The organism is Croceibacterium selenioxidans, assembly GCF_018599195.1.
GTDB classification, from domain to species: domain Bacteria; phylum Pseudomonadota; class Alphaproteobacteria; order Sphingomonadales; family Sphingomonadaceae; genus Croceibacterium_A; species Croceibacterium_A selenioxidans.
The window spans coordinates 1062227-1087528 of record NZ_JAHFVK010000001.1; the positions used below are offsets into that span (position 1 = coordinate 1062227).

Sequence of the window (25302 nt, forward strand, 5' to 3'; positions counted from 1 at the left end):
GGATAAACCCTCAAGCATGCGTGGGGCGGTCCGATGCAACGCCCTGTGCAAAGGGCAGAGTTTTTTCCAGGTGAGCGAGGTCCACCGCCCCTCGCGGTTGCACGTTGCGCCGTTGGAGAAAGGCGTGACGGACGATCTCGGCCTGTTGTTCGATCCCATATCGGTCGAAGGGTCGGCCCTGGACGAAAGTGTAGCTGTACCGACAGAAGGGATGCCTCATCAGCGGCAAGTACCATTTGCCTTTGCGCTGGGCCTGCCAGACGTGGGTCATTTCATGGATGAACAGCCCCTGGAGGCCAAGGTCGGCTTGCGAGTAGTCGTCGCGCCAGTTGGGGCTTTTGGGATGGACCCAGATGTGTCCGTCGGGCGCCATGACGATCCGTCTCGGCTGGAAGGGCCACCACTTGCGGCGGTGAACGCGAACCGCGCCATAGTCGATCGCGCTGCCGAACAAGCTTGAGGCGAGGGCGACCTCGCCGTCGGTGAGCCGTCTTGCTCCGCCGGCCGGACAGGTCGCCCCTATGTTTGTCGGCGTATCCGTCAGCGCTCGTCGCCGGCGGCGCGGATTTCGGCGGGAAAGGTGACCTTGTCGCCACCGACGAAGGTCAGTGTCACGTCGGCCTTGGTGCCCGCTTTCGCCGTGTCAGGAAGTCCGTCCACCATCACGTGGAGGCCGCCGGGCTCGAACTTCACGGTCTCGCCACCCTTGACCATGACCTGCAGCGTTTCCTGCATCGCACCGTCCTGGGTGACATGCATCGTGGCGCCCTGGGCCCCCTGCACGGAGGCCGCGCGGATCATCCAGTCGTGATTTCCGCTGTTGGTCACATCGAAGTACGCGGCTGCGGGATTGCCCGACACCGCGGATAGCATGATCCGGCCATTAGCGGCGCTGATTCCCGCCGGTCCGACCGGTTTCGCTTCGGCTTCCGAAGGCTGTTCGCCACACCCCGCCAGACCTATCGTTCCGACGGTCAGAGCCAGGGCGGCCCAAACGGTTCTTTTCATTTCACTCTCCCCCTCATGAACCCCTTTCGCAACGCTATACCGATGGCGCTCTTGTGCCAAGCTAAAGCCCACCTATATCCGCCGCGTAATCGAGCTGCCGAGTGACCTCGCCCGGAACAGGGGAGGCCGATGGGCGGCGTCCAAGTCTTAAGAGGATGTGGGGAACATCTATGGCAAAAGTTATCGGTATCGATCTTGGCACGACCAACAGCTGCGTTGCAGTTATGGATGGGGGGAAGCCCAAGGTTATTGAGAATTCGGAAGGCGCGCGGACCACTCCGTCGATCGTCGCCTTCACCAAGGATGGGGAACGTCTGATCGGTCAGCCGGCGAAGCGCCAGGCAGTGACCAACCCCGACAACACGATTTTCGCGGTGAAGCGCCTGATCGGCCGCCGCTACGACGATCCGGTGACCAAGAAGGACACCGAGCTCGTCCCATACACGATCGTCAAGGGTAAGAACGGCGACGCCTGGGTCAGGGCCGGCGGCGAAGACTATTCGCCCAGCCAGATCAGCGCGTTCATCCTGCAGAAGATGAAGGAAACCGCCGAGAGTTATCTCGGGGAGACCGTCACCCAGGCCGTCATCACGGTCCCGGCTTACTTCAACGACGCTCAGCGCCAGGCGACCAAGGATGCCGGCCAGATCGCGGGCCTCGAAGTGCTGCGCATCATCAACGAGCCGACTGCGGCGGCGCTGGCCTATGGCCTCGAGAAGAACGACGGCAAGACCATCGCGGTCTACGACCTTGGCGGTGGCACCTTCGACGTCTCGATCCTCGAGATCGGCGACGGCGTGTTCGAGGTGAAGTCGACCAACGGCGACACCTTCCTGGGTGGCGAGGACTTCGACTCCAAGCTGGTCGAATGGCTGGCCGACAGGTTCAAAGCCAAGGAAAACATGGACCTGAAGACCGACAAGCTCGCTCTTCAGCGCCTGAAGGAAGCGGCCGAGAAGGCGAAGATCGAGCTTTCGAGCACGGCTACCACTGAAATCAACCTGCCCTTCATCACCGCTCGCATGGAAGGTGGCAGCACCACTCCGCTGCACCTCGTCGAGACCGTGACGCGTGCCGACCTCGAAAAGATGGTCGCGCCGCTTATCGAGCGGACCAAGGAACCGATGAAGAAGGCGCTCGCCGACGCCGGCCTCAAGGCCAGCGACATCGACGACGTTGTTCTCGTCGGCGGCATGACGCGCATGCCCAAGGTTCGCGAGACCGTGAAGGAGTTCTTCGGCAAGGAGCCGCATGTCGGCGTCAATCCGGACGAAGTCGTGGCCATGGGCGCGGCGATTCAGGCCGGTGTGCTTCAGGGCGACGTCAAGGACGTGCTGCTGCTCGACGTGACCCCGCTTTCGCTGGGCATCGAGACGCTCGGCGGCATCATGACCAAGATGATCGACCGCAACACCACGATCCCGACCAAGAAGAGCCAGGTCTATTCGACCGCCGAGGACAACCAGCAGGCGGTGACGATCCGCGTGTTCCAGGGCGAACGCGAGATGGCGGGCGACAACAAGCTGCTCGGCCAGTTCGACCTCGTCGGCATTCCGTCGGCTCCGCGTGGCGTGCCGCAGATTGAGGTTACCTTCGATATCGACGCCAACGGCATCGTCAATGTCAGCGCCAAGGACAAGGGCACTGGCAAGGAACAGCAGATCCGCATTCAGGCCTCGGGCGGTCTCAGCGACGCCGACATCGACCAGATGGTCCAGGACGCCGAGAAGTTCGCCGAAGAGGACAAGAAGCGGCGCGAGTCGGCGGAAGCCAGGAACAATGCGGACAGCCTTGTTCACGCGACCGAGAAGCAGCTTGAGGAACACGGCGACAAGATCGACGGCGGCCTCAAGTCGGAGATCGAGGCGGCGCTCGCCGAAACCAAGACAGCTATCGACGGCGGTGACGTCGAGGCGATCAAGGCCAAGGCGCAGGCGCTGACGGATCTTGCGATGAAGATGGGACAGCAGATCTACGAGAAGGAACAGGCTTCAGCGGCCTCTCCCTCGGCGGATGCTCCGAGTGGTGGCGATGCCGGCGGCGAAGAAGTCGTGGATGCCGAGTTCTCGGAAGTAGACGAAGACAACAAGGGCTGATGTCCTGATGGACGCCTCATTCGCCACCGGTGCACTCCGCGCCGGTGGCGGTTAGGGCCTGGGGGTTTTGGACGTGCCTTCGATGGAAGCCGATTATTACGAAGTGCTTGGCGTCAGCCGTGACGCGGACGATCGTACGATCAAGTCCGCCTACCGGCGGCTGGCCATGGAATTTCACCCGGATCGCAACAACGGGTGCAAGGACAACGAAGCCAAATTCAAGTCGATCAGCGTCGCTTACGACTGTCTCAAGGACCCGCAGAAGCGGGCTGCCTATGACAGGTACGGCCATGCCGCGTTCCAGCAAGGAATGGGCGGCGGCGGTCCGCAGGCGGACTTCGGCGATCTCGGCGACATTTTCGAAACGATCTTTGGCAGCGCTTTTGGCGGCGCCGCGGGGCGCAGTCGCCCTCGGCGCGGCGCGGATCTGCGCTACGATCTCGAGGTAACGCTCGAGGACGCGTTTCACGGCAAGAACACCGAGATCAAGATGGAAGTCTCGGTCACTTGCGAGCCCTGCCAGGGTTCAGGCGCCACCCCGGGCACGGCACGGCGAGGTTGCGAGTTGTGCGCCGGCCGCGGCAAGGTTCGCGCGCATCAGGGCCTGTTCGTGATTGAGCGACCATGCCCCAACTGCCATGGCAGTGGCGAAGTTATCGAAAGCCCCTGCCGCGAATGCCGTGGCGAAGGACGGGTGGACAAGGTCCAGGCCTTGTCGGTGGACGTTCCGCCGGGCGTGGATAACGGCACCCGCATCCGCCTTTCCGGCAAAGGCGAGGCGGGCCCCATGGGCGCGCCTCCCGGCGATCTCTACATCTTCGTGCACGTCAAGGGGCACCCCGTGTTCGAGCGTGAAGGAACCGCGCTGTTCACGCGGGCGCCGATCAGTTTCTCGACCGCGGCTTTGGGAGGCACGATCGACATTCCGGGTCTCGACGGAGAGATCCACTCGATCGAAATTCCCGCCGGCATTCAATCAGCACGCCAGTTGCGCAAGCGCGGCGCGGGCATGCCGGTTCTGCAGGGGCGCGGCAGGGGTGATCTGGTCGTGGAAATCCAGGTGGAGACTCCGACCAAGCTCAGTGCCCGTCAAAAGGAACTCCTGCGAGAATTCCAGGAGACCGAGACGGGGGAAGAATGTCCTGAAAGTGCGGGCTTCTTCGCTAAACTGAAGAGCGCGCTAAAGGGCTGAGTGAAATAGGGGGGATCAGCGGAACGCCTCTTGCGTTCCCTTTTCGTTCCGGATACCTCTGAGGCATGGCCAAGCCCAAACGCCGCTATGTCTGCACCGAATGCGGGAGTGTCGCGACACGCTGGCAGGGTCAGTGCGTCGACTGCTCACAATGGAACACATTGGTGGAGGAAGCACCGGGAACGGTGTTCTCCATGCGTCATGACTTGTCGACCGGCGGGCGCCCCGTGGTGCTCGAAGCGCTCGACGCTCCATCTGAACCGCTAGTCCGTCGGAGCACCGGCCTCGCGGAATTCGACAGGGCCCTGGGCGGCGGGATTGTCCCCGGCTCAGCGATCCTCATGGGCGGTGAGCCTGGCATCGGAAAGTCGACGCTGCTCCTCCAGGCTGCGGCGGCGATGGCCAAGTCGGGCGCCCCGACAGTCTACATCAGTGGCGAGGAAGCCACCGGCCAGGTGCGGTTGCGGGCGGCGAGGCTGGGCCTCGCTGGCGCGCCGCTGGGGCTCGCCGCGGCCACTTCGGTGCGCGACATCCTCACGACCCTCAATTCCGCGCCGCCTCCAGCGCTGCTGGTGGTCGATTCGATTCAGACGATGCACTCGGACACGATCGAAGGCGCTCCCGGCTCGGTAAGCCAGGTCCGCGCGAGCGCGTTCGAGCTGATCCGCTATGCCAAGGAAAATGGCGTCGCGCTGGTGCTTGTCGGTCACGTCACAAAGGATGGCACGATTGCGGGCCCGCGCGTGCTCGAACACATGGTCGACGTGGTGATGAGTTTTGAGGGGGAGCGCAGCCACCAGTACCGGATCCTGCGCGCGCTCAAGAATCGCTTCGGTGCTGTTGAGGAAATCGGCGTATTCGCGATGGAGGGGCACGGGCTCGCCGAAGTGTCGAACCCGTCGATGCTGTTCCTGTCCGGCCGGGAGCAGCCGTTAGCGGGCAGCTCGGTCTTTCCAGCGCTGGAGGGAACGAGGCCGGTTCTTGTCGAGGTCCAGGCGCTTATCGTTCGCCTGCAATCGGGTGCCACGCCGCGGCGTGCGGTTGTCGGGTGGGACAGCGGCAGGCTCGCCATGTTGCTCGCCGTGCTCGAGGCGCGTTGCGGGCTGAGTTTCTCGTCGGCGGAGGTCTATCTCAACGTCGCTGGTGGCTATCGCCTGACCGATCCGGCGGCGGACCTTGCGGTGGCGGCGGCGCTCGTCTCGGCTTTGGCGGATAAGCCGCTACCTTTGCGGGCGATCTGGTTTGGTGAAGTATCGCTCTCCGGAGAAGTGCGCCCGGTCGCTCATGCGGGCCTGCGGCTGCGTGAGGCGTCCAAGCTTGGATTCGACACGGGATGCGGTCCGGAGGACGGGCTTAAGGACCTCGCCGGCCTGCGTTATTTCGGGCTGGAAAGTCTTCCCAAGCTCGTTGACCGGATAATCGGCTCGGCTTAGATTCGGCACCGATGACGGGTTTCGATATTTTGGTCCTGCTGATCGTCGGCGTGGGGGCGGTTGGCGGCTTCATGCGCGGCTTCGTGCAGGAAGTCCTTTCGCTCGGGGCGTGGATTCTGGCGGTGATTGCCATCCGCTTCCTCCATACCGACCTTACGAGTGCTCTCTACTCATACATCGGGACACCCTCGGGTGCGGCGGTCCTGGCGTTCGTGCTCCTGCTGCTCGTTCCCTATATCCTGGTCCGGCTCATTGCAGGGCGGATCGGACGCGCGAGCCGGAACTCGGTGCTCGGCCCATTCGATCGCGTGCTTGGCTTCGGGTTCGGCGCGGTCAAGGGCGTGGTGATCGTGATCATCGCATTCTCGCTGCTCGTGCTGGGCTACGATTCCATCTGGGGGGTGGGGGGCCGTCCCACCTGGATGACGACAGCGCGCACCTACCCCTTCGTTAGCGCCAGTGCCGATGCAATGGTAAAGCTGATACAGGAGCGGGAAGAAGCCCTGTTGAGTTCGGGACAGGACGTGGAGGAAAGCCCGGATTGAGCGCCATGAGTTCCGCTCGCCTCTATACGCCCGAGTTGCTGGCCCTCGCGGTCGAGTTGAGTACTTGGCCTCCCCTGGAAAATGCCCCGCTGCATGGCGAGGCCAGGTCGCCGACTTGCGGAAGTACTCTCGCGATGGATGTCGCTCTTGAGGACAATGGGGCAATCGGCCGGCTGGGTATGCGAGTGCGCGCCTGCGCCGTGGGCCAGGCCTCTGCCGCCATATTTGCCCGCCACGCTCACGGTCGGGACGCAGATCGCCTGACAAGAGATCTTCAGCAGCTTGAAGCCTGGATCGCCGGGGAAGGAGCCCAGCCCGGATGGCCCGACCTCGCGCTGATTGACGCGGCCCGCGGCTATCCCGCCCGGCACGGGGCTATCCTCTTGCCATGGAAGGCCGCGCTGGCCGCCCTTTCCAGCACTCCAGTCCAATGCTAACTAACCCACTGGAAAAGTGGGAAAATTGAAAAATGGGGGAGTAATGGCTAGCATTTCGGCAGCGCCGCAGGTTGCAGAACCGAGCACCAAGGAAATCCGTCTCGTCATTGGCGCTTCGTCGATCGGCACGGTATTCGAGTGGTACGATTTTTTCATCTACGGCACGCTTGCCGCCTATATCAGTCACGCGTTCTTCCCCGCCGACAATGAGACACTCTCGCTGCTTCTGACGTGGGCGGGTTTCGCCGTCGGGTTCGGCTTCCGGCCCCTCGGTGCGGTCCTGTTTGGCTATCTCGGGGACAGGCTGGGGCGGAAGTATACGTTCCTCGTCACGGTGACGCTCATGGGCGTGGCGACAGCCGGTGTCGGCATGGTGCCGAGCGCCGAAACGATCGGGCTCGCGGCGCCGTTGATCGTTCTGCTCCTGCGTATTCTTCAGGGCTTGGCGCTGGGGGGCGAATACGGAGGGGCAGCGATTTATGTCGCCGAGCATTCGCCTCCGGGTCGGCGCGGATTCTTCACGAGCTTTATCCAGGCGAGTGTGATCGGTGGCTTCGTGCTGAGCCTGCTTGTAGTCCTCGCTTGCCGCTTCCTCATTCCCGAGGACGCTTTCAAGGAGTGGGGCTGGCGAGTGCCTTTCCTCCTCTCGATCGCCTTGCTCGCCGTTTCGCTATGGATGCGCCTCAAGCTCAACGAAAGCCCGGTGTTCAAGGCCATGAAAACCGAGGGCAGGACCTCGCGCAATCCGTTCATCGAAAGCTTTACTTATCCCGGCAACAAGCGGCGCATCTTTGTCGCCCTGTTCGGCGTGGCCTGCGGCCTGACGATCATCTTCTACACCGCGTTGTTCTCGGCGCTGTCGTTCCTCAAGGGACCGATGCGGGTGGACGACACCGTGGCCGAACTCCTGGTCGGCACCGCATCGCTCGTGGCGGTGATCTTCTTCGTCTACTTCGGATGGCTGTCGGACAGGGTCGGGCGCAAGAAGCCGATCGTATGGGGCTACTTCGTTACCCTGGTGGCGCTGTTCCCTGCGTTCTGGGGTATCGCCGCCCTAGCCAATCCCCAACTGGCCGAGAGTGCGCGCAACGCCCCGGTGGTCATCTCGGGCCCGCAGTGCGACTTCAATCCCTTTGCTTCCAAGCAGGCCACCAAGTGCGGCCAGCTGCTGGAAGACCTGACCGCGATCGGCATCGCTTATGACGTCGTTGCCGCGCCCACCTTGCAGTTGTCAGCGGGGCAGTCCGTCTTCTCGCTCGATCAGGAGGCCTGGTCCGATCGCGACGCGCGCCGCTCGGCCATGCGCGAATGGCTGACCCAGAACGGCTACAACCTTGAGAAGCAGGTGCCGCCCGTTGCGAACATGGTCGGCATCTGGGTGATTCTCGTGGGTCTGGGATCGCTCTCCGGCGCTACGTTCGGTCCAGTTGCCGCGTTGCTGTCCGAGATGTTTCCGCCCCAGATACGCTACAGCTCGATGTCGATCCCCTATCACATCGGCACCGGTTACTTCGGAGGGTTCCTGCCCTTGATCGCCGGATCGATCGTGGCACTGACAGGGAATATCTTCTCGGGGCTTTGGTACACTTGGGTCTTGCTGGTTGTCGCGCTAGTGGTCGCTGTATGGGGTCTCCCTTCCGGTCCACCACGCGATTTTTCCGATGAACTCACCTGATCTGCCGCCTCCCACACTTCGCCTCCAACTCGACAGCGACGCCTTGGCCACCAATTGGCGAGCCTTGGACAAGCTATCCCACTCGGCGAGGGCCGGGGCGGCGGTAAAGGCAAATGCCTATGGTCTAGGCGTCGACAAGGTCGTGCCCATTCTACGCGAGGCGGGCGCGGCCGACTTCTTTGTAGCCCACTGGAGTGAGGTGCCCGAGGTATTGCGCCACGTCGCGCCGGGCTCGGTCGCGGTGTTGCACGGGCCGATCCGCTCCGAAGACGCCCAGTTCGCGCGCGCGACGGGGGTTAGACCGGTCATCAATAGCCTGCACCAGGCGCGGCTGTGGCTCGACAATGGCGGTGGCCCCTGCGACCTGATGGTCGACACCGGCATCAATCGGCTTGGTTTACCCCTCGAGGCCCTTGCTGACCCCTTGCTGGCGCAACTCGAGATCAACGCGCTGCTGTCGCATCTCGCTTCGGCGGACGAAGACGTGGCGCAAAACGCGCGCCAGCTCGCCGCGTTCGAAGACGTGTCGAGGCAGATCCCCGCCAAGTCGCGCAGTCTCGCCAACAGCGCGGGGATTGCCCTTGGAAGCGACTACGCTTTCGATCTGACGCGGCCCGGCATCGCGCTTTATGGTGGCGTTCCGCGGCCTGAACTCGACGGCGTGATCAGGCAAGTAGTCCGTCCACAGGCCGCGGTGTTGCAGGTGCGCGATCTCGCGGCCGGAGACAGCGTTGGCTACAACGCCACCTTCACTGCTGGGGAGCCCATGCGCGTCGCCACCGTATCCCTTGGCTATGCCGACGGATTCCTGCGCTGCTGGTCAGGACGGGGTCGCTTGCGGTTTCAGGGATCGGACTTGCCGCTACTTGGCCGAGTGTCGATGGATATGGTTGTGGTAGATTGCCGCAGTGCACCTAACATTTGTGAAGGTGACTGGCTCGACGTGCCATATAGTCTTCCGGAAGCCTCTGCGATCACGGGACTTTCGCAATATGAATTACTTACGACCCTGGGTCGCCGATACCTGCGAGAATAATTATCGACCGTCCCGTTGCACAATTCTTGTTGCAAGTGCAAAATGCCGCAATCGGGGGCAGAATGGAGAAGATTGATGGATGAAGCGGCGGCCGGCGCAGATCCCGTCATTATCAAGAAGTACGCCAACAGGCGGCTCTACAATACGCAGTCGTCGAGCTACATCACGCTCGAGGACCTTTCGCGAATGACGCGCAACGGCATCGATTTTCAGGTTCTCGATGCGAAGACCGGCGCGGACATCACTCACGCGATCCTGACTCAGATCATCATGGAAGAGGAAGCCAGCGGAGAGCAGATGCTCCCGATCAGCTTCCTGCGCCAGTTGATCGCGATGTACGGCAATTCGATGCAGTCGCTGATGCCGCATTATCTCGAAGCGACGATGGAAAACTTCCGCAACAATCAGCGCAAGATCCAGGAGACCTGGACCGCGAGCATGGGGCCCGACGCATTGGCCAAACTCGCCGAGAGCAACATGGCGATGTTCAAAGCCGCTGCCGGGGCTTTCATTCCGGGTAACAATGTCGGCGCGGGAGCAGCCCAACCTCAGGCAACGCCCAAGCCCGCGCCAACTTCTGGCGATGAGTTGGAGGCGCTCAAGGCGCAAATGGCGGCTATGCAGAAAAAGCTGGACGAACTGGGCAAATAGCCGCCGCACGCAAGTGGCGATTACCGGCTCCTCGGTGCCCTCGGAAGCTTCCCTCCTGGCAGGTTAGGCTCTAGGGGCCGGGCGAACAATTCACTGCAGGTAGTCCCATGTCCGCCATTCGCCACGCCCTGACCATCAAGCGCGAAGACGATTTCGCTCAGTGGTATCAGGAAGTTATTTCAGCCGCCGACATGGCCGAGGAATCGGGCGTGCGAGGATGCATGGTGATCAAGCCCTGGGGCTACGGCATCTGGGAGCGGATGCAACGTCTGCTCGATGATCGCATCAAGGCGGCCGGGGTGCAGAATGCTTACTTCCCCCTGTTCATTCCGCTCGGCAATTTCGTGCGAGAGGCCGCGCATGTCGAAGGCTTTGCCAAGGAAATGGCGGTCGTCACCCACCACAGGCTGATCGCCGATGGGAAGGGCGGGCTTATACCCGATCCCGAGGCCAAGCTTGAGGAGCCGCTCGTGGTGCGGCCGACGTCCGAGACCATCATCGGCGATGCGATGAGCCGCTGGGTTCAGTCCTGGCGCGACTTGCCCCTCTTGCTCAACCAGTGGGCCAACGTGGTGCGCTGGGAAATGCGCACCCGTATGTTCCTGCGCACCAGCGAATTCCTCTGGCAAGAAGGGCACACGGCCCACGAAAGCCGCGAAGATGCCAAGCGCGAGACGATGCGGGCTCTGGAGATGTATCGCGATTTCGCCGAGCAGCAGCTCGCACTCCCCGTGATCGCGGGCGAGAAGCCGGAGAATGAGCGCTTCCCGGGTGCAGTCGAGACCTGGTCAATCGAGGCCATGATGCAGGACGGCAAGGCGCTCCAGGCCGGAACCTCCCACTATCTCGGCACGAGTTTTGCCGACGCGGCCAATATTCGCTTTCAGGATCGTGAGGGCGGCCAGCAACTCGCGCATACCACCAGCTGGGGTGTCTCGACGCGCATGATCGGCGGCGTGATCATGACTCACGGTGATGATGACGGCTTGCGGGTACCCCCGGCCATCGCGCCATTCCAGGTCGTGATCCTGCCGATGCTCCGTGAGAATGAGGGCGATCAAGCCCTGCTCGACTATTGCGATGCCTTGCGCGCATCGATTGCCGCACAGAGCGCGCTCGATGAAAAGATCCGCGTCCTGCTCGACTCACGTCCAGGCAAAGCTGCCGCCAAGCGGTGGGACTGGGTGCGCAAAGGCGCCCCGGTGATCATCGAGGTCGGCCCGCGCGACATGGATGGCGAGACAGTAAGCCTTCTGCGCCGTGACGCTCTGTGGGGCGCGGATGGCAAGCCGGCATTCCAGACGCCTTCAAGGGATGCGGTCGGAGCAGCGATTGGGGGCTTGCTTGAGGATATCCAGCAGGGTCTTCTCACTGAAGCCACCGACCGGCGCGAGGCCAATATCGTCCGCGATGTCGAAAGCTTCGAGGCTCTCGCCGCCTACTTCAGCGAAGACCGTAAGTTCCCGGGCTGGGTCGAAGTCCAGTGGTCGCGGCCGACGGGCGAAGCGCTCGACAAGGTCGTGGAACGGCTCAAGGCGCTGAAGCTTACCTTCCGCAACGTCCCGCTCGACGCCGCGCCCGCCAATGGCAAGTGTGTCTTCACGGGCGAGTCCGCGGTCGAGCGAATCTACGTCGCGCGTTCCTATTGATCCCTGGTTGGCGGGCTGCCGGGCGCTTTCGCTTGCCTCAACAACGCGGGGCCGGAATAGGTAACGGATGCGCCTTCTCCTTCCGCTCGCCGCCGCCTTCCTGGCTGTCCCCGCTTTTGCCCAGGAGGAGGCGGTGTCGGAAACGCGCTTGCGCTCCGATGTCGAGGCACTGGTTGGTTTCGGAACACGACACACCCTGTCGGCACAAGACGATCCCAAACGCGGGATAGGCGCTGCGCGCGCCTGGGGCGAACAGCAATTCCGGGCGGCGAGCAAGGCGTGCAACGATTGCCTGGAGATCGTCCTTCCCGAACGCATGATTTCCGGAACGCGGGTGCCCCAGCCGACGCGGCTCGTGAACGTGGTTGCGATCCAGCGCGGTACCGAGCGGCCCAGCGAGGTGGTCATTGTTCAGGGACACATCGATAGCCGCGTAACCGATGTCATGGATGCAACGAGTGACGCGCCGGGAGCCAATGACGACGGGTCGGGTACAGCGCTGGTGATCGAGGCGGCGCGGGTACTCTCGCAGCACAAATATCCCACTACTATCGTCTACGCGTTGCTCTCGGGAGAAGAGCAGGGGCTCTACGGAGGGCAACTCCTGGCAGACTATGCCGCGGAGCAGGGCTGGACCGTGAAGGCGGTGCTCAATAACGACATCGTTGGGGGTTCGTGCGGATCGGATGGGTTCTGCGACGCGGCGCATGTCCGCGTCTTTTCGGAGGGGCCGCGCGCCGATGTGAACAAGGAAACCCTCGATGCCATGGCGCGCTTTGGGGGTGAGAACGACAGCCCCGGTCGTAATCTTTCGCGCTACATTGCCGGTCTTGCCGACGGGAACGACCTCGTCGTGCGGCAAGTCTGGCGGACCGACCGGATGGGACGAGGTGGCGACCAACTGCCGTTCCTCGACAAGGGTTATCCGGCCGTGCGCTTCTCGGTCGCTGTCGAAGACTACCACCATCAACATCAGGACCTGCGAATCGAAAACGGTGTGACCTACGGCGACACCATCGACGAGATGGATTTCCCCTATCTGGCCAAAGTCACCCGCTTGAATGTTCGCGCTCTGGATGCGCTCGCCAAGGCGCCTCTCCCCCCATCTTCGACCGCCGAGGCGGCCGTGCAGACATTCACCACGATCCGGTGGGCTTCGGTGCCCGGCGCGGTTTCATATAATATCTGGCGTCGGCGAACCGATGCTCCGGGATGGGAGGCGGCGCCGATAGTGACCGGTGCTGTCCAGACCGAAGCTAAGCTCGAAGGCGTAAGAGGCGATGACTGGCTTTTCGGTGTCAGTTCGATCGCTGCCGACGGTTCGGAAGGTCCGATCGCCAGCGCTGTCCCCGGCGGCGCGTTCGCTCCGCTTGTGGGCGACTGAGGCTGCGCCCATATAGCGGCAATGCCGCGCAAAATTGTCCCCGGCTTGCCTTCGCGCGAGCAAATCCTCGAATTCATCCAAACGTCCGATGCTCCGGCGGGCAAGCGGGAGATCGGCAAGGCGTTTGGTCTCAAGGGCCAGGAGCGGATCGCGCTCAAGCGCTTGCTCAAGGACATGGCCGAGGAAGGTTTGATCGACGGCAAGAAAACCGCCTTCCACCGCATGGGCGGCGTACCCAAGGTCACCGTGTTACGGGTGGTCGATGTCGACGATGGGGAGGCGATTGCTATTCCCGACACCTGGCATCCCGACGATGCCACTCCGCCGCCACGCCTACGAGTGATCGAGGGTAAGAAGCAGGCGGCACTCAAGGTCGGTGACCGCGTGCTGGCTCGTACCGAAGAAACCGGCGGCGGTTGGACCGCCCATTCGATGAAGAAGCTGCCCGCCCGCGACGATGCGATTCTCGGCGTGGTCGAGTTGGACGGGTCGGGCAAGGGCTGGCTCGCGCCGGTCGACAAGCGGGTGCGCAATTCCTCACCTATCGCCGATCTTGGTGGGGCCGAGGCGGGGCAACTCGTGCTGGCCGAACCCGCCGGGCGCTCGCCGCGCGCGGGCGTCAAGGTGGTCGAGGTGCTCGGTGATCCGCTCGCGCCGCGCTCGTACAGCCTGATCGCGATCCACAAGTACGGAATCCCGGACACCTTCCGCGAGGAAGCGCTGGCCGAGGCGGAGCTTGCCGCAAAGTTACCCCTGAGCGAGGACCAGCGCGAGGATTTGCGACACCTGCCCATCGTTGCCATCGACCCGGCCGACGCGCGCGACCATGACGATGCGATCTGGGCGGAGCCCGACGGAGAAGGCGGCTTCAACGCCCTGGTCGCGATCGCCGACGTCAGCTTCTACGTGCGACCCGGCGGCATGACCGACCGCGAAGCGCGCCGGCGCGGCAATTCGGTCTATTTCCCCGATCGCGTCGTCCCGATGCTCCCCGAGGTGCTTAGCGCGGACGTCTGCTCGCTCAAGGAAGGGGCAGACCGCGCGGCGATGGCCTGCCACCTTCATATCGATTCGAACGGCCGGGTGAAGGACTGGCGCTTCACCCGCGCACTGGTGCGCATTTCCGAGGTTATCGCTTACGAGGACGCGCAGGCACGGATCGATTCCGGACAGGCGGATGAGAGCCTCCAGAACCTCTGGGCCGCCTGGCGCGCTTTGCACAGGGCTCGAGAGGCGCGCGATCCGCTTGAACTCGAACTGCCCGAGCGCCGCGTCATCCTCGACGAGCGAGGGCGCATCGCAGAAATTGCCATTCGGGAACGGCTCGACGCGCACCGCGTGGTCGAGGATTTCATGATCGCGGCCAACGTGGCCGCTGCCAAGGCACTCGAAAGCAAGGCTTCGCCGGTTGTCTATCGCGTTCACGAGCCACCGAGCCGCGAGAAGCTGATAGCGCTTCGCGACTACTTCGCCAGCATCGGCAAGAAGCTCGCGCTCGGCCAGGTCATCACGCCGAGCCTGTTCAACCGGATGATCAAGGATATCGCCGACGAAGGCGAAAAGGCGCTGGTGATGGAGGCTGTGTTGCGCAGCCAGACGCAGGCCTATTACGGTCCGCAGAATGCCGGGCACTTCGGGCTGTCACTTGGCAGCTACGCCCACTTCACCTCGCCGATCCGCCGTTATGCCGACCTCCTCGTCCATCGGGCGCTGGTCGATTCCTTCCACCTCGAACAGCCCAAGCCCAAGGGTAACTTGCCTCCTTCCAGCGGGCTGTCGGACAAGGACCGCGAGGACCTATCCAAGGTCACTGATGCAATCAGCCAGACCGAACGCCGGGCCATGGAGGCGGAGCGCGACACGATCGACCGCTATGTCGCCGCCTGGCTTTCCGGGCGCGTTGGCGAGACGTTCAAGACAAGAATTACTGGCGTGCAGAGCTTCGGCTTCTTCGCGACCATCGTCGGCCTGGGTGGCGACGGGCTGGTGCCGGTTTCGTCGCTTGGCCGCGAGTATTTCCGCTACGATGAAGGGGCGAGGGCGCTGATCGGCGAGGATAGCGGTACTCGTTTTGCCGTCGGAGACATGGTCGAATTGCGCTTGGGTGAGGCCAATCCGTTGACCGGCGCGCTCAAGTTCGAGCCACTGGGTAGCGATGGCGGCCAGCGCATCGAGCCGCGCGGTGCGAGGCCGGAAGCGAAGAAGAAGGGCCGTTTCAAGCCTCCGCAAGGGCAGCGCGGACGCCCAGGCAACATTCGTCATCAGGGCCGAGGGCGGAAGAAATAGGACGGACCTCTCCTCTGGGAGAGGGACGTTTCTCAGCTGATGCGATCGATCTCTTCTTCGCTCAGCCCGCCGGGCACGACGAACAGCGGACAAGGCAAACCCCCGGCGATGGCGGAGAAGTGAGTCACCAGCGGGCCTGGACCAGACTCGACGGCAGCGCCCAGGACAAGCGCGGCAACCTCGGGATGCTCCTGCAGGTATTCCTTGATCACCGTCGTCGCATCGCCGACGCGCACGGCAATCTGCGGCATCATGCCGCTTTCGCTCATCAGTTCGCCGCCAGCGCTGTTTGCCAGAACCTCGGCGCGGTCGCGCGCCTCCTCTTCGATCGTGGCCTGGACCTGGCCGAAAGCGCTGAATTCTTGCTTGGGAACGAGGGCCAGCAAGTGAACCGTGCCGTTGGTGTCCGCCGCGCGGCGCGCCGCAAAACGCAAGGCGCTATGCGCTTCCTGCGTATCGTCAATGACCACCAGATAGACGCGCATTGCCTTACATCCCCCTGCCGCGCGATATCTGATGAAACCCCTGGTCGCGCAAGGACCTTGCTCCGGCCTCACAAATTGGCTTTAGACGAATTCGCTTTAGCCCTCCGGAAGGAAACCGCGAACCGCCATGCCGATCGCCATCAAGATGCCCGCCCTCTCGCCAACCATGGAGGAGGGCACGCTCGCCAAGTGGCTGGTCAAGGTTGGCGATAAAGTCAGCTCCGGCGACATCATGGCCGAGATCGAGACCGACAAGGCGACGATGGAGTTCGAAGCCGTCGATGAAGGGATCATTGCCGACATCTCCGTGCCCGAGGGAACCGAAGGGGTTAAGGTCGGCACCGTGATTGCGACCCTGGCCGAGGAAGGTGAAGATCTGTCGAAAGCCAAGGCACCTGCGGTCGAGGAAGCCAAGGCGGCTTCTGCCCCTGTCGCGGCACCGGCCCCGGCTCAAGCTCCAGTTAGCGCTCCAGCTCCAGCAAAGGCCGCTTCGGCGACCGTGGCCAAGCAATCGGGCGACCGCGTGATCGCGTCGCCACTCGCCAAGCGGATCGCGGCCGAGAAGGGCATCGACCTTGCCGGCGTAAAGGGCTCGGGCCCGAACGGCCGTATTGTGAAAGCGGACGTCGAAGGCGCCAAGCCCGGTGCGGCACCCGCGGCTGCTCCTGTCCTCGCAGCCCATGCGCCCGCCGGCGCGCAGGACTTCGGCATTCCCCATGTCGAGGAAAAGCTCAGCGGCATGCGCAAGACCATCGCGCGCCGCCTTACCGAATCGAAGCAGCAGGTTCCGCATATCTACCTCACGGTGGACATTCGCCTCGACGCGCTGCTCAAGCTGAGGGCCGAACTCAACTCCGCACTCGAAGCCCGTGGGGTGAAACTCTCGGTCAACGACATGCTGATCAAGGCCCTGGCGCAGGCGCTGCTGCAGGTGCCGAGCTGCAATGTGCAGTTCACCGGTGATACGCTGCTCAAGTTCAGCCGTGCTGATATCTCGGTCGCGGTCTCGATCCCGGGCGGCCTGATCACTCCGATCGTGGCGGACGCGGGCAACAAGACCATCAGCGCCATCGCCAGCGAGATGAAGGACCTCGCGGCCCGCGCTCGAGAGGGCAAGCTGGCCCCGAGCGAATACCAGGGTGGTACCGCCTCGCTCAGCAACATGGGCATGTACGGGATCAAGCAGTTCGAAGCGATCATCAACCCGCCCCAGGCCATGATCATGGCCATCGGCGCAGGCGAAAAGCGACCCTACGTGATCGACGACTCGCTGCAGATCGCCACTGTGATGAGCGCCACCGGCAGCTTCGATCACCGTGCCATCGACGGGGCCGACGGGGCGGCCTTTATGAAGGCGTTCAAGGAACTGGTCGAAAAGCCGCTGGGGCTGGTGGCCTAAGCGCTGTCCAGCAGGGGCCAAGGAATGACCCAGCACCGCGATCCCGCCATCCGCGTCACCGCCATGCCGGCGGATACCAATGCCTATGGTGACATCTTCGGCGGTTGGCTGCTCAGCGTGATGGATAGCGCCGCGGGTCTCACGGCTGCGCGCCGGGCGAAGGGGCGGGCGGTGACCGTGGCGATGGATGGCATGGTATTCCACCAGCCCGTCAAGGTCGGCGACGAGGTTTCGGTCTATACCGAGATCGAACGCGTCGGCCGCACCAGCATGATCATCGGCGTCGAGGCCTGGCGGCGCGAACGAACGGGCGAGCAAGCCATGAAGGTGACGGAAGCGAAGTTCACCTTCGTCGCCATAGACGACAACGGGCACCCGCGCCCGGTAGACGGTTAGGAGCAAGCCGAAGTGGCTGAGAATTACGATGTTATCGTCCTTGGTTCCGGCCCTGGCGGCTACGTCGCGGCGATCCGCGCGGCCCAGCTGGGACTGAAGACCGCGATCGTCGAGCGCGAGTTACTCGGCGGAATCTGCCTCAACTGGGGCTGCATCCCCACCAAGGCCTTGTTGCGCTCTGCCGAGATATATCACTACATGCAGCACGCCAAGGATTATGGCTTGGTTGCCAAGGGGATAGAGGCCGATATTGAGGCTGTCGTGAAACGTAGCCGCGGCGTGGCCAAGCAGCTCAATCAGGGCGTCACGCACCTGATGAAGAAGAACAAGATCGCGGTCCATTTCGGCACCGGCAGCTTCAAGAATGCTAACACGGTGGAAGTTAAGGGGGAGAAGGGCACCGAGACCCTTACCGCCAAGCACATCATCGTCGCCACTGGCGCCCGTGCGCGCGACCTGCCCTTCGCTCCGGCTGACGGAAAGCGCGTGTGGACCTACCGCCACGCAATGACGCCGAGCGAAATGCCAACCAAGCTCCTGGTCATCGGCTCGGGGGCGATCGGGATCGAGTTCGCCAGCTTCTACAACGACATGGGCGCCGAAGTGACCGTGGTAGAAATGCTGGATCGTATCGTGCCGGTAGAGGATGCGGACGTGTCTGCCTTTCTCGAGAAGTCGCTGACCAAACAAGGCATGACGATCAAGACCGCTGCGGCCCTGGAGGAACTCAAGGTTGGCCCGAATAGTGTGTCCGCCAAGGTCAAGGGTAAGGACGGGAAGGTCGAAAGCGGCGAATATAGCCACGTGATCGTCGCGATCGGGATCGTTCCGAATACCGAGAACATCGGGCTGGAAAAGCTGGTCGAGATGGATCGGGGTTTCATCCAGATCGATCCCTATGGACGGACCAAGACCAAGGGTATCTGGGCCATCGGCGACTGCGCTCCCGGTCCATGGCTGGCACACAAGGCGAGCCACGAGGGTGTTACCGCCGTTGAGGCGATCGCGCAGGAACTCGGCAACAAGGACGTTCACCCGCACCCCCTGGAGCGCAACGCTATCCCGGGCTGCACCTACTGCCACCCGCAGATCGCCAGCGTCGGCATGACTGAAGCCAAGGCGAAGGAAGCTGGCTACACCGTCAAGGCGGGTACCTTCCCGTTCATCGGTAACGGAAAGGCCATCGCACTGGGCGAGGCCGAAGGTTTCGTGAAGACGGTGTTCGACGCCAAGACCGGCGAGCTACTTGGCGCGCACATGGTTGGGGCCGAGGTGACGGAGATGATCCAGGGCTACACGATTGGCAAGGTGCTCGAAACAACCGAGGCGGAGCTCATGAACACGATCTTCCCGCACCCGACGATCTCGGAATCAATGCATGAAAGCGTGCTCGCCGCTTACGGCCGCGCGCTGCACATCTGACGCGCGGGAAACCGTTCGTCGCATTTGCTTTCTTCACCCGGAACGCCCGATTTTGCGAGGCGTTCTTTGGGTGAGGAGAGCGCCCGATGGAATACGAGATCGAATCCGAACAGGGTCTGTTCGACGCAAGCACCAATCCCAGCTTGAGACACGGCCATGCGGTTCAGAAGCGCCCCACTGTCGCGCGTCAGGGCGACCCAAAAAACAGTCATAAGTTGCAAAGGGCGGAGCAAATCCCCGAAGAAGAGGATCAACCGGCCTAGCGGCTTAAACCGGCTCCATCGCGTAGCCGGCCGAGCGAACAGTCCGAATCGGATCGGCGAGCCCGGGCACTGACACCGCCAGGCGCAGGCGGCGGATGTGCACGTCCACGGTACGCTCTTCGATATCGCTGTCGTTTCCCCAGACTGCGTCGAGCAGCTGGCCGCGCGAGAACACCCGGCGTGGGTGTTCCATGAGAAATTTGAGCAGCCGATATTCCGTCGGTCCTAGCCTAAGCTGGCGCCCCCGGCGCTCGACGCGATGAGCCACGGGATCAAGCTGCAGGTCGCCGACCCGGATGGTCTCGCCCGCCAGGGCCGGTCGCACCCGTCGCAGCACAGCCGCCACACGGGCGAGCAGTTCGCGCGGCGAGAAGGGCTTGGTGAGGTAATCGTCCGCGCCAGTCTCCAGTCCGCGAACCCTGTCGTCCTCGGCCTCGCGGGCGGTGAGCATGATTATTGGCACGTGCGCGGTAGATTGCTGGCGCCGCAGGCGGCGGCATACTTCGATGCCGCTAGTGCCTTCGATCATCCAGTCGAGGATTACCAGATCGGGTACAGCCTCAGACGCCATGACCATGGCGTCGTCACCGTCCGCGGTTGTGCGGACGTTGTAGCCCTCGGCCTTGAAGCGATATTCGAGGAGTTCGGCGAGGGCGGCGTCGTCCTCGACCAGCAGGAGCTTTGGTTCTGACATCGATCCGTCCTAAAGCCCCCCAATATTACCGGCTTATGACAATTAGTTTCGATCCGGCGGATAAGTGCCAAGCGCGGCGAAATGCACCATTTCCGCAACGTTGGTCGCATGGTCGCCGATCCGTTCGATGTTGCGGGCAACGAACAGAAGTTGGGCAGCGGAACTGATGGTCGACGGGTTTTCGACCATGTAGCTCACGAAGTTGCGGAAGATGCTGTCGTAGAACGCATCGACCTTGGCGTCGCGCTCTATCACCTCGCGGGCGAGCACGGGGTCGCGGGCGGCGAAAGCGGTCAGCACGTCGTGCACCATTTCCGCTGCCACTTCGTTCATGGCGGGAAGCAAGGTGAGGGGCTCGAACCGGTTTCGGCCCTCGATCTTGCCCACGCGCTTGGCAATGTTCTTGGCGTAATCGCCAATCCGCTCGAGCACGCCGGCGATCTTGAGCGCTGCGATGATCTCGCGCAAATCGTCGGCCATGGGGGCGCGCAGGGCCAGGGTACGCACAGCCATCGCGTCCACTTCGCTCTCCAGCGCGTCGAGCTTCTGATCCCGCTCGACGACTGCTTTCCCCAGTTCCTCGTCGCCGCTGAGCAGCGCCTGCATGGCCTCGGCGATGGCCAGCTCGGCAATGCCGCCCATCTCGGCAATCAGCCCGCGCAAGCGGGTAATATCGTCGTCGAAAGCCTTGACGGTATGCTCTGCCATTACCCGTACCTACCCGTGATGTAGTCCTTGGTCCGCTCTTCGGTCGGATTGGTGAAGATGTCCGAGGTGTGTCCGTATTCGACCATCCGGCCGAGGTGGAAGAATGCGGTCCGCTGCGAGACGCGGGCTGCCTGTTGCATCGAGTGGGTGACAATCACGATCGCATAGCGTCCGCGCAGTTCGTCGATCAGCTCCTCGATCTTGGCAGTGGCAATCGGGTCGAGCGCCGAGCACGGCTCGTCCATCAGGATCACTTCCGGCTGCACGGCGATCGCGCGGGCGATGCAAAGCCGCTGCTGTTGGCCGCCCGAAAGCGCGGTGCCGGATTCCTCGAGACGATCCTTGACCTCCTCCCACAAGCCCGCGCGGCGAAGGGACTTCTCGACGATTTCTTGAAGCTCCGTCCGGCCTTCGGCGAGGCCGTGGATGCGCGGGCCGTAGGCTACGTTCTCGAAGATGGACTTGGGGAAGGGGTTAGGCTTCTGGAAAACCATGCCCACGCGCGCGCGAAGTTGCACCACGTCCATCGAGGAATGGTAGATGTCCTCTCCGTCGAGTTCGATACGACCGTCGACGCGTGCGCTGGCGATCGTGTCGTTCATGCGGTTGAGCGCGCGAAGGAAGGTCGACTTGCCGCAGCCCGAAGGACCGATGAAGGCGGTCACGAACTCCGTCGGGATATCGATCGACACGGAGTCGACCGCCTTTTTGTCTCCGTAGAAAATGGAGACATCGCGGGTTCGCATCTTGGGCTCGGTGGAAAGTTTTTCCTGGATCACCATCTCTTCTCGAAGCGGTTGCGCAAATAGATGGCTACGCCATTCATCAGCAGCAGGAACAGCAATAGCACGATAATCGCAGCGCTGGTGCGCTCGACAAATCCGCGGTCGATTTCATCCGACCACAGGAAGATTTGAACCGGCAGTACGGTTGCTGGATCGGTGAAGCCGTGGGGTGGTGTCGCCACGAAAGCGCGCATTCCGATCATCAGCAGCGGTGCCGTCTCGCCGAGCGCGCGCGCCATGCCGATGATCGTACCGGTCATGATACCGGGCAGAGCCAAGGGCAACACGTGGTGAAATACGACCTGGATCGGCGACGCGCCCAGTGCCATCGCCCCGTCACGGATCGAAGGCGGCACGGCCGAGATCGCGTTGCGGCCAGAGATGACTATCACCGGCATCGTCATCAGCGCTAGCGTCATGCCGCCGATCAGCGGGGCCGAGCGCATGTTCGGGAAGATCGTGAGGAAGACGGCGAGGCCTAGCAGGCCAAAGATGATCGACGGCACGGCGGCGAGGTTATTAATCGACACCTCGATAAGATCGGTCCAGCGGTTCCGAGGCGCATATTCTTCGAGGTAAAGTGCAGCCAGCACGCCGATGGGAAAGGCGAACGCCAGCGTCACCAGCATGGTCAGCATCGAACCCTTGAGCGCAGCCCAGATACCGACTTGTTGTGGATCGGTCGCGTCAGAGCGGGTGAGGAAGCCGATGTCGAACGCTTTTGTGAGCTTGCCTTCGGCGGCGAGCTTTTTGGCCAGCGCCTGCATTTCCGGTGAACCTTCGCCGGCAAAGCCTGCCGCGAGGTTCTTGCCCACGGGCAAGGCGAACTCCGCCTTCCTGGCCAGCAAGCTCGGATCCGCGACGACGCGATCTGCCACTACGCGCCAGGCATCGTTGCTTATCTGGCGGGCGGTTTCTTCCCCAAAAGCCGACTCCGCGCTGAAACGAACGAGATCGGGCAGCCCCTGGCTCTCGAGCGCCCGAATGGCGGCATTCCGGTCAAGTTGCCCGGGCGGCATGCTCAGACCGACGCTGGTAAAGTCCACAGGCGTTGCGATCACGGTGCGTTGGAAGCCACCGATGCCGTTGATCAGCATCGAGGCCAGCAAGAACACCAGCACGGCGACCGACAGCAGGATCGCGGCGAGGCCGGCAAAGCGGAACCGCCGTTCGGCCGCATAGCGCTTCTTCAGCCGCGCTTCGAAGGCGGGCGTGCGCGTGGGGGAGAGGCGCTCACTCATAAGCTTCGCGGAACCGTTTAACCACGCGCAGGGCGATGAAGTTGAGGGCCAGCGTCACCATGAACAACACGAAGCCAAGGGCAAAGGCGCTCAAGGTGGCGGGATGATCGAAGCTGCCTTCGCCGGTCAGCATGGCGACGATCTGGAACGTCACGGTGGTCATCGCCTCGAGCGGATTGATCGAGAGGTTCGCAGCCGCTCCCGCGGCCATGACCACGATCATCGTTTCGCCGATCGCGCGGCTGATCGCGAGCATCACGCCGGCCACGATACCGGGGAGGGCAGCGGGAACCAGAACGCGGCGGATCGTTTCGTTGGTGGTAGCACCCATTGCCAGGCTCCCGTCGCGCATGGCCTGAGGGACCGCCGCGATGGAATCATCCGCCATCGAAGAAACGAAGGGGATGATCATCACCCCCATGACCAGGCCCGCGGCGAGCGCGCTTTCGCTGGATGCGTTGGCAATGCCGACTGACTTCGCCACGTCGCGGACAAAGGGCGCCACAGTCAGAGCCGCGAAGTAACCGTAGACCACCGTCGGGACACCCGCGAGCAACTCCAGTGCCGGCTTGAGTACCTTCCGCCATTTCGGTGCGGCGTATTGGGTCAGGTAAACCGCGCACATCATGCCCAGCGGAATGGCCACGAGCATGGCGATGATTGCACCGATATAGAGCGTTCCCCAGAACAGCGGCAGCGCGCCGTAGCGGGACGGATCGGGGTTCGTGGCACTGCTCATCGGGTCGGGGCCCCAATGCGTGCCGAAGAGGAACTCTTCCGGACTGATCATACCGAAGAAGCGAGTCGTTTCGACCACGAGGCTCAGGAAGATGCCGAAGGTGGTCAGGATCGCCACGAGCGAGGCGAGCAAGAGCACGACCATCACCATGCGCTCCACCCGCGTCCGGGCGGTGAAGTCCGGCCTCAACCGCAGGAACGCCCAGGTTCCCGTTCCGAAGGCGAGGATCAGGGTTATGGCGAGGCCGATCAGGTTATAGCGAGTGAGCGCATCGCGGAACGGTTCGACCAGACCGCGCGCGCCAGGGTTGAACACGGCAGGCGCCGCTCCCGAAGCCACATTGCGCGCCTCGGCCAGCATTGTTTCTCGCTGCATGCCGAAGGGGGGCAAGTCGGCGGCTGCGGGACTCGCCAGCACGGCTTGATTGACGAGCTGGGGCGCGATGACGTTCCAGGTCAACGCAAAGAGCATGACCGGCACAACCACCCACAGCGCGACATACCAGGCGTGATACGAAGGAAGCGCCGCCAGTCTCACGCCGGGTTTGGCGCGCCGGAAGCTCCACGCGCGCGCGCGCGCCGCCAGCCAACCGGCAAGTCCGAGCCCAAGAGCAAGGAGGAGCAGAAGGCTGGGCGGCATCGCTATTCCCGACCTTACTTTAGTTCCGAACCGTTCAAGGCTGTGAACGCCGTCGAGGCAGCCTGACTGCGCGCGGCCACGTCGTCGGGGTTCGTCACTAGGCCGATCGCCGTCAGCGGGCCGTCGCGACCCCATGACTTGGCCCATTCGGCCACGAACTCACGCAAGCCGCGGATCGCATCGAGGTGCGCGTTCTTGACGTAGATGAACAGCGGCCGTGCACCCGGATATTCGAAGCTGGCGATATTCGCATAAGTCGGTTCCACACCGTTCATGCGCAGGCCATGGACCTTGTCCAGATTCTCCTCAAGATAGGAGAAGCCGAACACGCCAATCGCATCGGGGTTACCCTCGATCTTCTGCACGATGAGGTTGTCCTGCTCGCCCTGATCCACGTAGGCGCCATCTGAACGCACTTCGGTGCAGAGCTTCTCGTGCTTGTCCTTGTCGGTGTCCTTGAGCGCCTTCATCTCCGCGTTGGTCTCGCAGCCGTGGACCAGGATCAGCTCCTTGAGCGCATCGCGCGTGCCGGAAGTCGACGGGGGACCGTAGACGAGGATCGGCTTGTTCGGCAGCGAGGGATCGACATCGTGCCAGGTGCGCGCAGTCTGCTCCTTGCCGAAGGGCTTGGCGGCCAACGCGCGATAGACGATTTCCGGCGTCAGATTCATGTCAATGCCGCCCTTTGCCGAAGCAAAGGCGAGTCCGTCGAGACCCACCTGGATCTCGGTGATCTCCTTGACGCCATTGGTCTGGCAAGTGGCGAACTCGCTGGCCTTCATGCGGCGCGAGGCGTTGGCTATATCGGGCGTGTTGGCGCCCACGCCGGCGCAGAACAGGCTGATGCCGCCGCCGGTGCCGGTGGATTCGATGATCGGCGATTTGAAGTCAGGGTTCGAGCGGGCGAAGTTTTCCGCAACGAGCTTGGCGAACGGATAAACGGTCGAGGATCCGACGGCCCGCACTGAATCGCGCGTGTCGCTTGCTCCACCGCTACATGCCGCAAGTGAGGCCGCGCACAGGGTGGCGACCGAAAAGCGCCATTTATTCGTCATGATAGGTCCCTTCCAAGATCGGCGGGTGGCTACGGCCTGGGTGTTACAGCTTTAAGACAAGAACCGGTCATATGCCGGACATTT

The 25302-nt window shown here is 62.9% G+C and carries 24 protein-coding genes; 15 read left to right on the forward strand and 9 right to left on the reverse strand.

Annotated elements, in window-relative coordinates; all coding sequences use genetic code 11:
- Positions 1-10: 10 nt before the first annotated feature.
- Both KK137_RS05170 and KK137_RS05175 read right to left on the reverse strand, forming a co-directional pair.
- Positions 11-454 (reverse strand): vgr related protein, encoded by a 444-nt coding sequence (locus KK137_RS05170; RefSeq protein ID WP_250893589.1) that lies wholly within the window; start codon positions 452-454, stop codon positions 11-13.
- Between the two features lie 86 nt (positions 455-540).
- Positions 541-1008, reverse strand: coding sequence for a copper chaperone PCu(A)C (locus KK137_RS05175; RefSeq protein ID WP_214535063.1), 468 nt, complete (start codon positions 1006-1008; stop codon positions 541-543).
- A 170-nt stretch (positions 1009-1178) separates the two neighbouring features.
- Between KK137_RS05175 and dnaK the strand changes: the two genes are divergently transcribed.
- The 11 genes from dnaK (at position 1179) to KK137_RS05230 (ending at position 15392) form a co-directional block, all read left to right on the forward strand.
- On the forward strand, positions 1179-3104 hold the full coding sequence (dnaK, locus tag KK137_RS05180; protein WP_214535065.1) for a molecular chaperone DnaK: 1926 nt from the start codon (positions 1179-1181) through the stop codon (positions 3102-3104).
- A gap of 82 nt (positions 3105-3186) precedes the next feature.
- Positions 3187-4296, forward strand: coding sequence for a molecular chaperone DnaJ (gene dnaJ / locus KK137_RS05185; protein WP_214535066.1), 1110 nt, complete (start codon positions 3187-3189; stop codon positions 4294-4296).
- Positions 4297-4361: 65 nt separating this feature from the next.
- Complete coding sequence (gene radA / locus KK137_RS05190) at positions 4362-5729, forward strand: DNA repair protein RadA (RefSeq protein ID WP_214535068.1); 1368 nt, start codon at positions 4362-4364, stop codon at positions 5727-5729.
- Positions 5730-5740: 11 nt separating this feature from the next.
- A complete protein-coding gene (locus tag KK137_RS05195; protein ID WP_214535069.1) occupies positions 5741-6274 on the forward strand; it encodes a CvpA family protein in 534 nt (177 codons plus the stop codon).
- A gap of 5 nt (positions 6275-6279) precedes the next feature.
- On the forward strand, positions 6280-6711 hold the full coding sequence (locus tag KK137_RS05200) for an iron-sulfur cluster assembly scaffold protein (RefSeq protein WP_214535071.1): 432 nt from the start codon (positions 6280-6282) through the stop codon (positions 6709-6711).
- A gap of 43 nt (positions 6712-6754) precedes the next feature.
- Positions 6755-8386 carry an MFS transporter gene (locus KK137_RS05205; RefSeq protein WP_214535073.1) on the forward strand — a complete coding sequence of 544 codons (1632 nt, stop codon included), beginning with the start codon at positions 6755-6757 and terminating at the stop codon, positions 8384-8386.
- Entirely contained in the window at positions 8373-9422 is a 1050-nt protein-coding gene (alr, locus tag KK137_RS05210; protein WP_214535074.1) for an alanine racemase, read from the forward strand. The genes KK137_RS05205 and alr overlap by 14 nt, the downstream gene beginning before the upstream one ends.
- Positions 9423-9497: 75 nt before the next feature.
- On the forward strand, positions 9498-10073 hold the full coding sequence (gene phaR, locus KK137_RS05215) for a polyhydroxyalkanoate synthesis repressor PhaR (RefSeq protein ID WP_214535075.1): 576 nt from the start codon (positions 9498-9500) through the stop codon (positions 10071-10073).
- A 107-nt stretch (positions 10074-10180) separates the two neighbouring features.
- Positions 10181-11722, forward strand: a complete 1542-nt coding sequence (locus KK137_RS05220; protein ID WP_214535077.1) for an aminoacyl--tRNA ligase-related protein — start codon at positions 10181-10183, stop codon at positions 11720-11722.
- A 67-nt stretch (positions 11723-11789) separates the two neighbouring features.
- Entirely contained in the window at positions 11790-13106 is a 1317-nt protein-coding gene (locus KK137_RS05225; RefSeq protein ID WP_214535078.1) for a M28 family peptidase, read from the forward strand.
- A gap of 21 nt (positions 13107-13127) precedes the next feature.
- Entirely contained in the window at positions 13128-15392 is a 2265-nt protein-coding gene (locus KK137_RS05230) for a ribonuclease R family protein (protein WP_214535079.1), read from the forward strand.
- A gap of 32 nt (positions 15393-15424) precedes the next feature.
- Here KK137_RS05230 and KK137_RS05235 read toward each other — a convergent pair whose 3' ends face one another.
- The gene (locus KK137_RS05235; protein ID WP_214535080.1) at positions 15425-15877 is read right to left on the reverse strand and encodes a universal stress protein; all 453 of its coding nucleotides are present in this window, start codon (positions 15875-15877) and stop codon (positions 15425-15427) included.
- A 127-nt stretch (positions 15878-16004) separates the two neighbouring features.
- On the opposite strand from KK137_RS05235, the gene KK137_RS05240 reads away from it, so the two are divergent.
- The 4 genes from KK137_RS05240 to KK137_RS05255 all read left to right on the forward strand — a co-directional run bounded on the left by KK137_RS05240 (position 16005) and on the right by KK137_RS05255 (position 19357).
- Entirely contained in the window at positions 16005-17276 is a 1272-nt protein-coding gene (locus KK137_RS05240; protein WP_214535081.1) for a pyruvate dehydrogenase complex dihydrolipoamide acetyltransferase, read from the forward strand.
- Between the two features lie 24 nt (positions 17277-17300).
- On the forward strand, positions 17301-17672 hold the full coding sequence (locus KK137_RS05245) for an acyl-CoA thioesterase (protein WP_214535082.1): 372 nt from the start codon (positions 17301-17303) through the stop codon (positions 17670-17672).
- Positions 17673-17684: 12 nt separating this feature from the next.
- Positions 17685-19094: a dihydrolipoyl dehydrogenase gene (gene lpdA / locus KK137_RS05250; RefSeq protein WP_214535083.1), complete on the forward strand. Its 1410-nt coding sequence runs from the start codon at positions 17685-17687 to the stop codon at positions 19092-19094.
- 86 nt (positions 19095-19180) lie between these two features.
- Positions 19181-19357: a hypothetical protein gene (locus tag KK137_RS05255; protein ID WP_214535085.1), complete on the forward strand. Its 177-nt coding sequence runs from the start codon at positions 19181-19183 to the stop codon at positions 19355-19357.
- 4 nt (positions 19358-19361) lie between these two features.
- Here KK137_RS05255 and phoB read toward each other — a convergent pair whose 3' ends face one another.
- The 6 genes from phoB to KK137_RS05285 are packed head-to-tail and all read right to left on the reverse strand — an operon-like array spanning position 19362 to position 25218.
- A complete protein-coding gene (gene phoB, locus KK137_RS05260) occupies positions 19362-20051 on the reverse strand; it encodes a phosphate regulon transcriptional regulator PhoB (protein ID WP_214535087.1) in 690 nt (229 codons plus the stop codon).
- Between the two features lie 42 nt (positions 20052-20093).
- Entirely contained in the window at positions 20094-20759 is a 666-nt protein-coding gene (phoU, locus tag KK137_RS05265; RefSeq protein ID WP_214535089.1) for a phosphate signaling complex protein PhoU, read from the reverse strand.
- Entirely contained in the window at positions 20759-21505 is a 747-nt protein-coding gene (gene pstB, locus KK137_RS05270; RefSeq protein WP_420829322.1) for a phosphate ABC transporter ATP-binding protein PstB, read from the reverse strand. Before pstB ends, phoU begins: the two co-directional genes overlap by 1 nt.
- 29 nt (positions 21506-21534) lie before the next feature.
- A complete protein-coding gene (gene pstA / locus KK137_RS05275) occupies positions 21535-22785 on the reverse strand; it encodes a phosphate ABC transporter permease PstA (protein WP_214535092.1) in 1251 nt (416 codons plus the stop codon).
- Positions 22778-24163: a phosphate ABC transporter permease subunit PstC gene (pstC, locus tag KK137_RS05280; RefSeq protein WP_214535093.1), complete on the reverse strand. Its 1386-nt coding sequence runs from the start codon at positions 24161-24163 to the stop codon at positions 22778-22780. Before pstC ends, pstA begins: the two co-directional genes overlap by 8 nt.
- 14 nt (positions 24164-24177) lie before the next feature.
- Positions 24178-25218 carry a substrate-binding domain-containing protein gene (locus KK137_RS05285; RefSeq protein ID WP_214535094.1) on the reverse strand — a complete coding sequence of 347 codons (1041 nt, stop codon included), beginning with the start codon at positions 25216-25218 and terminating at the stop codon, positions 24178-24180.
- Positions 25219-25302 lie beyond the last annotated feature (84 nt).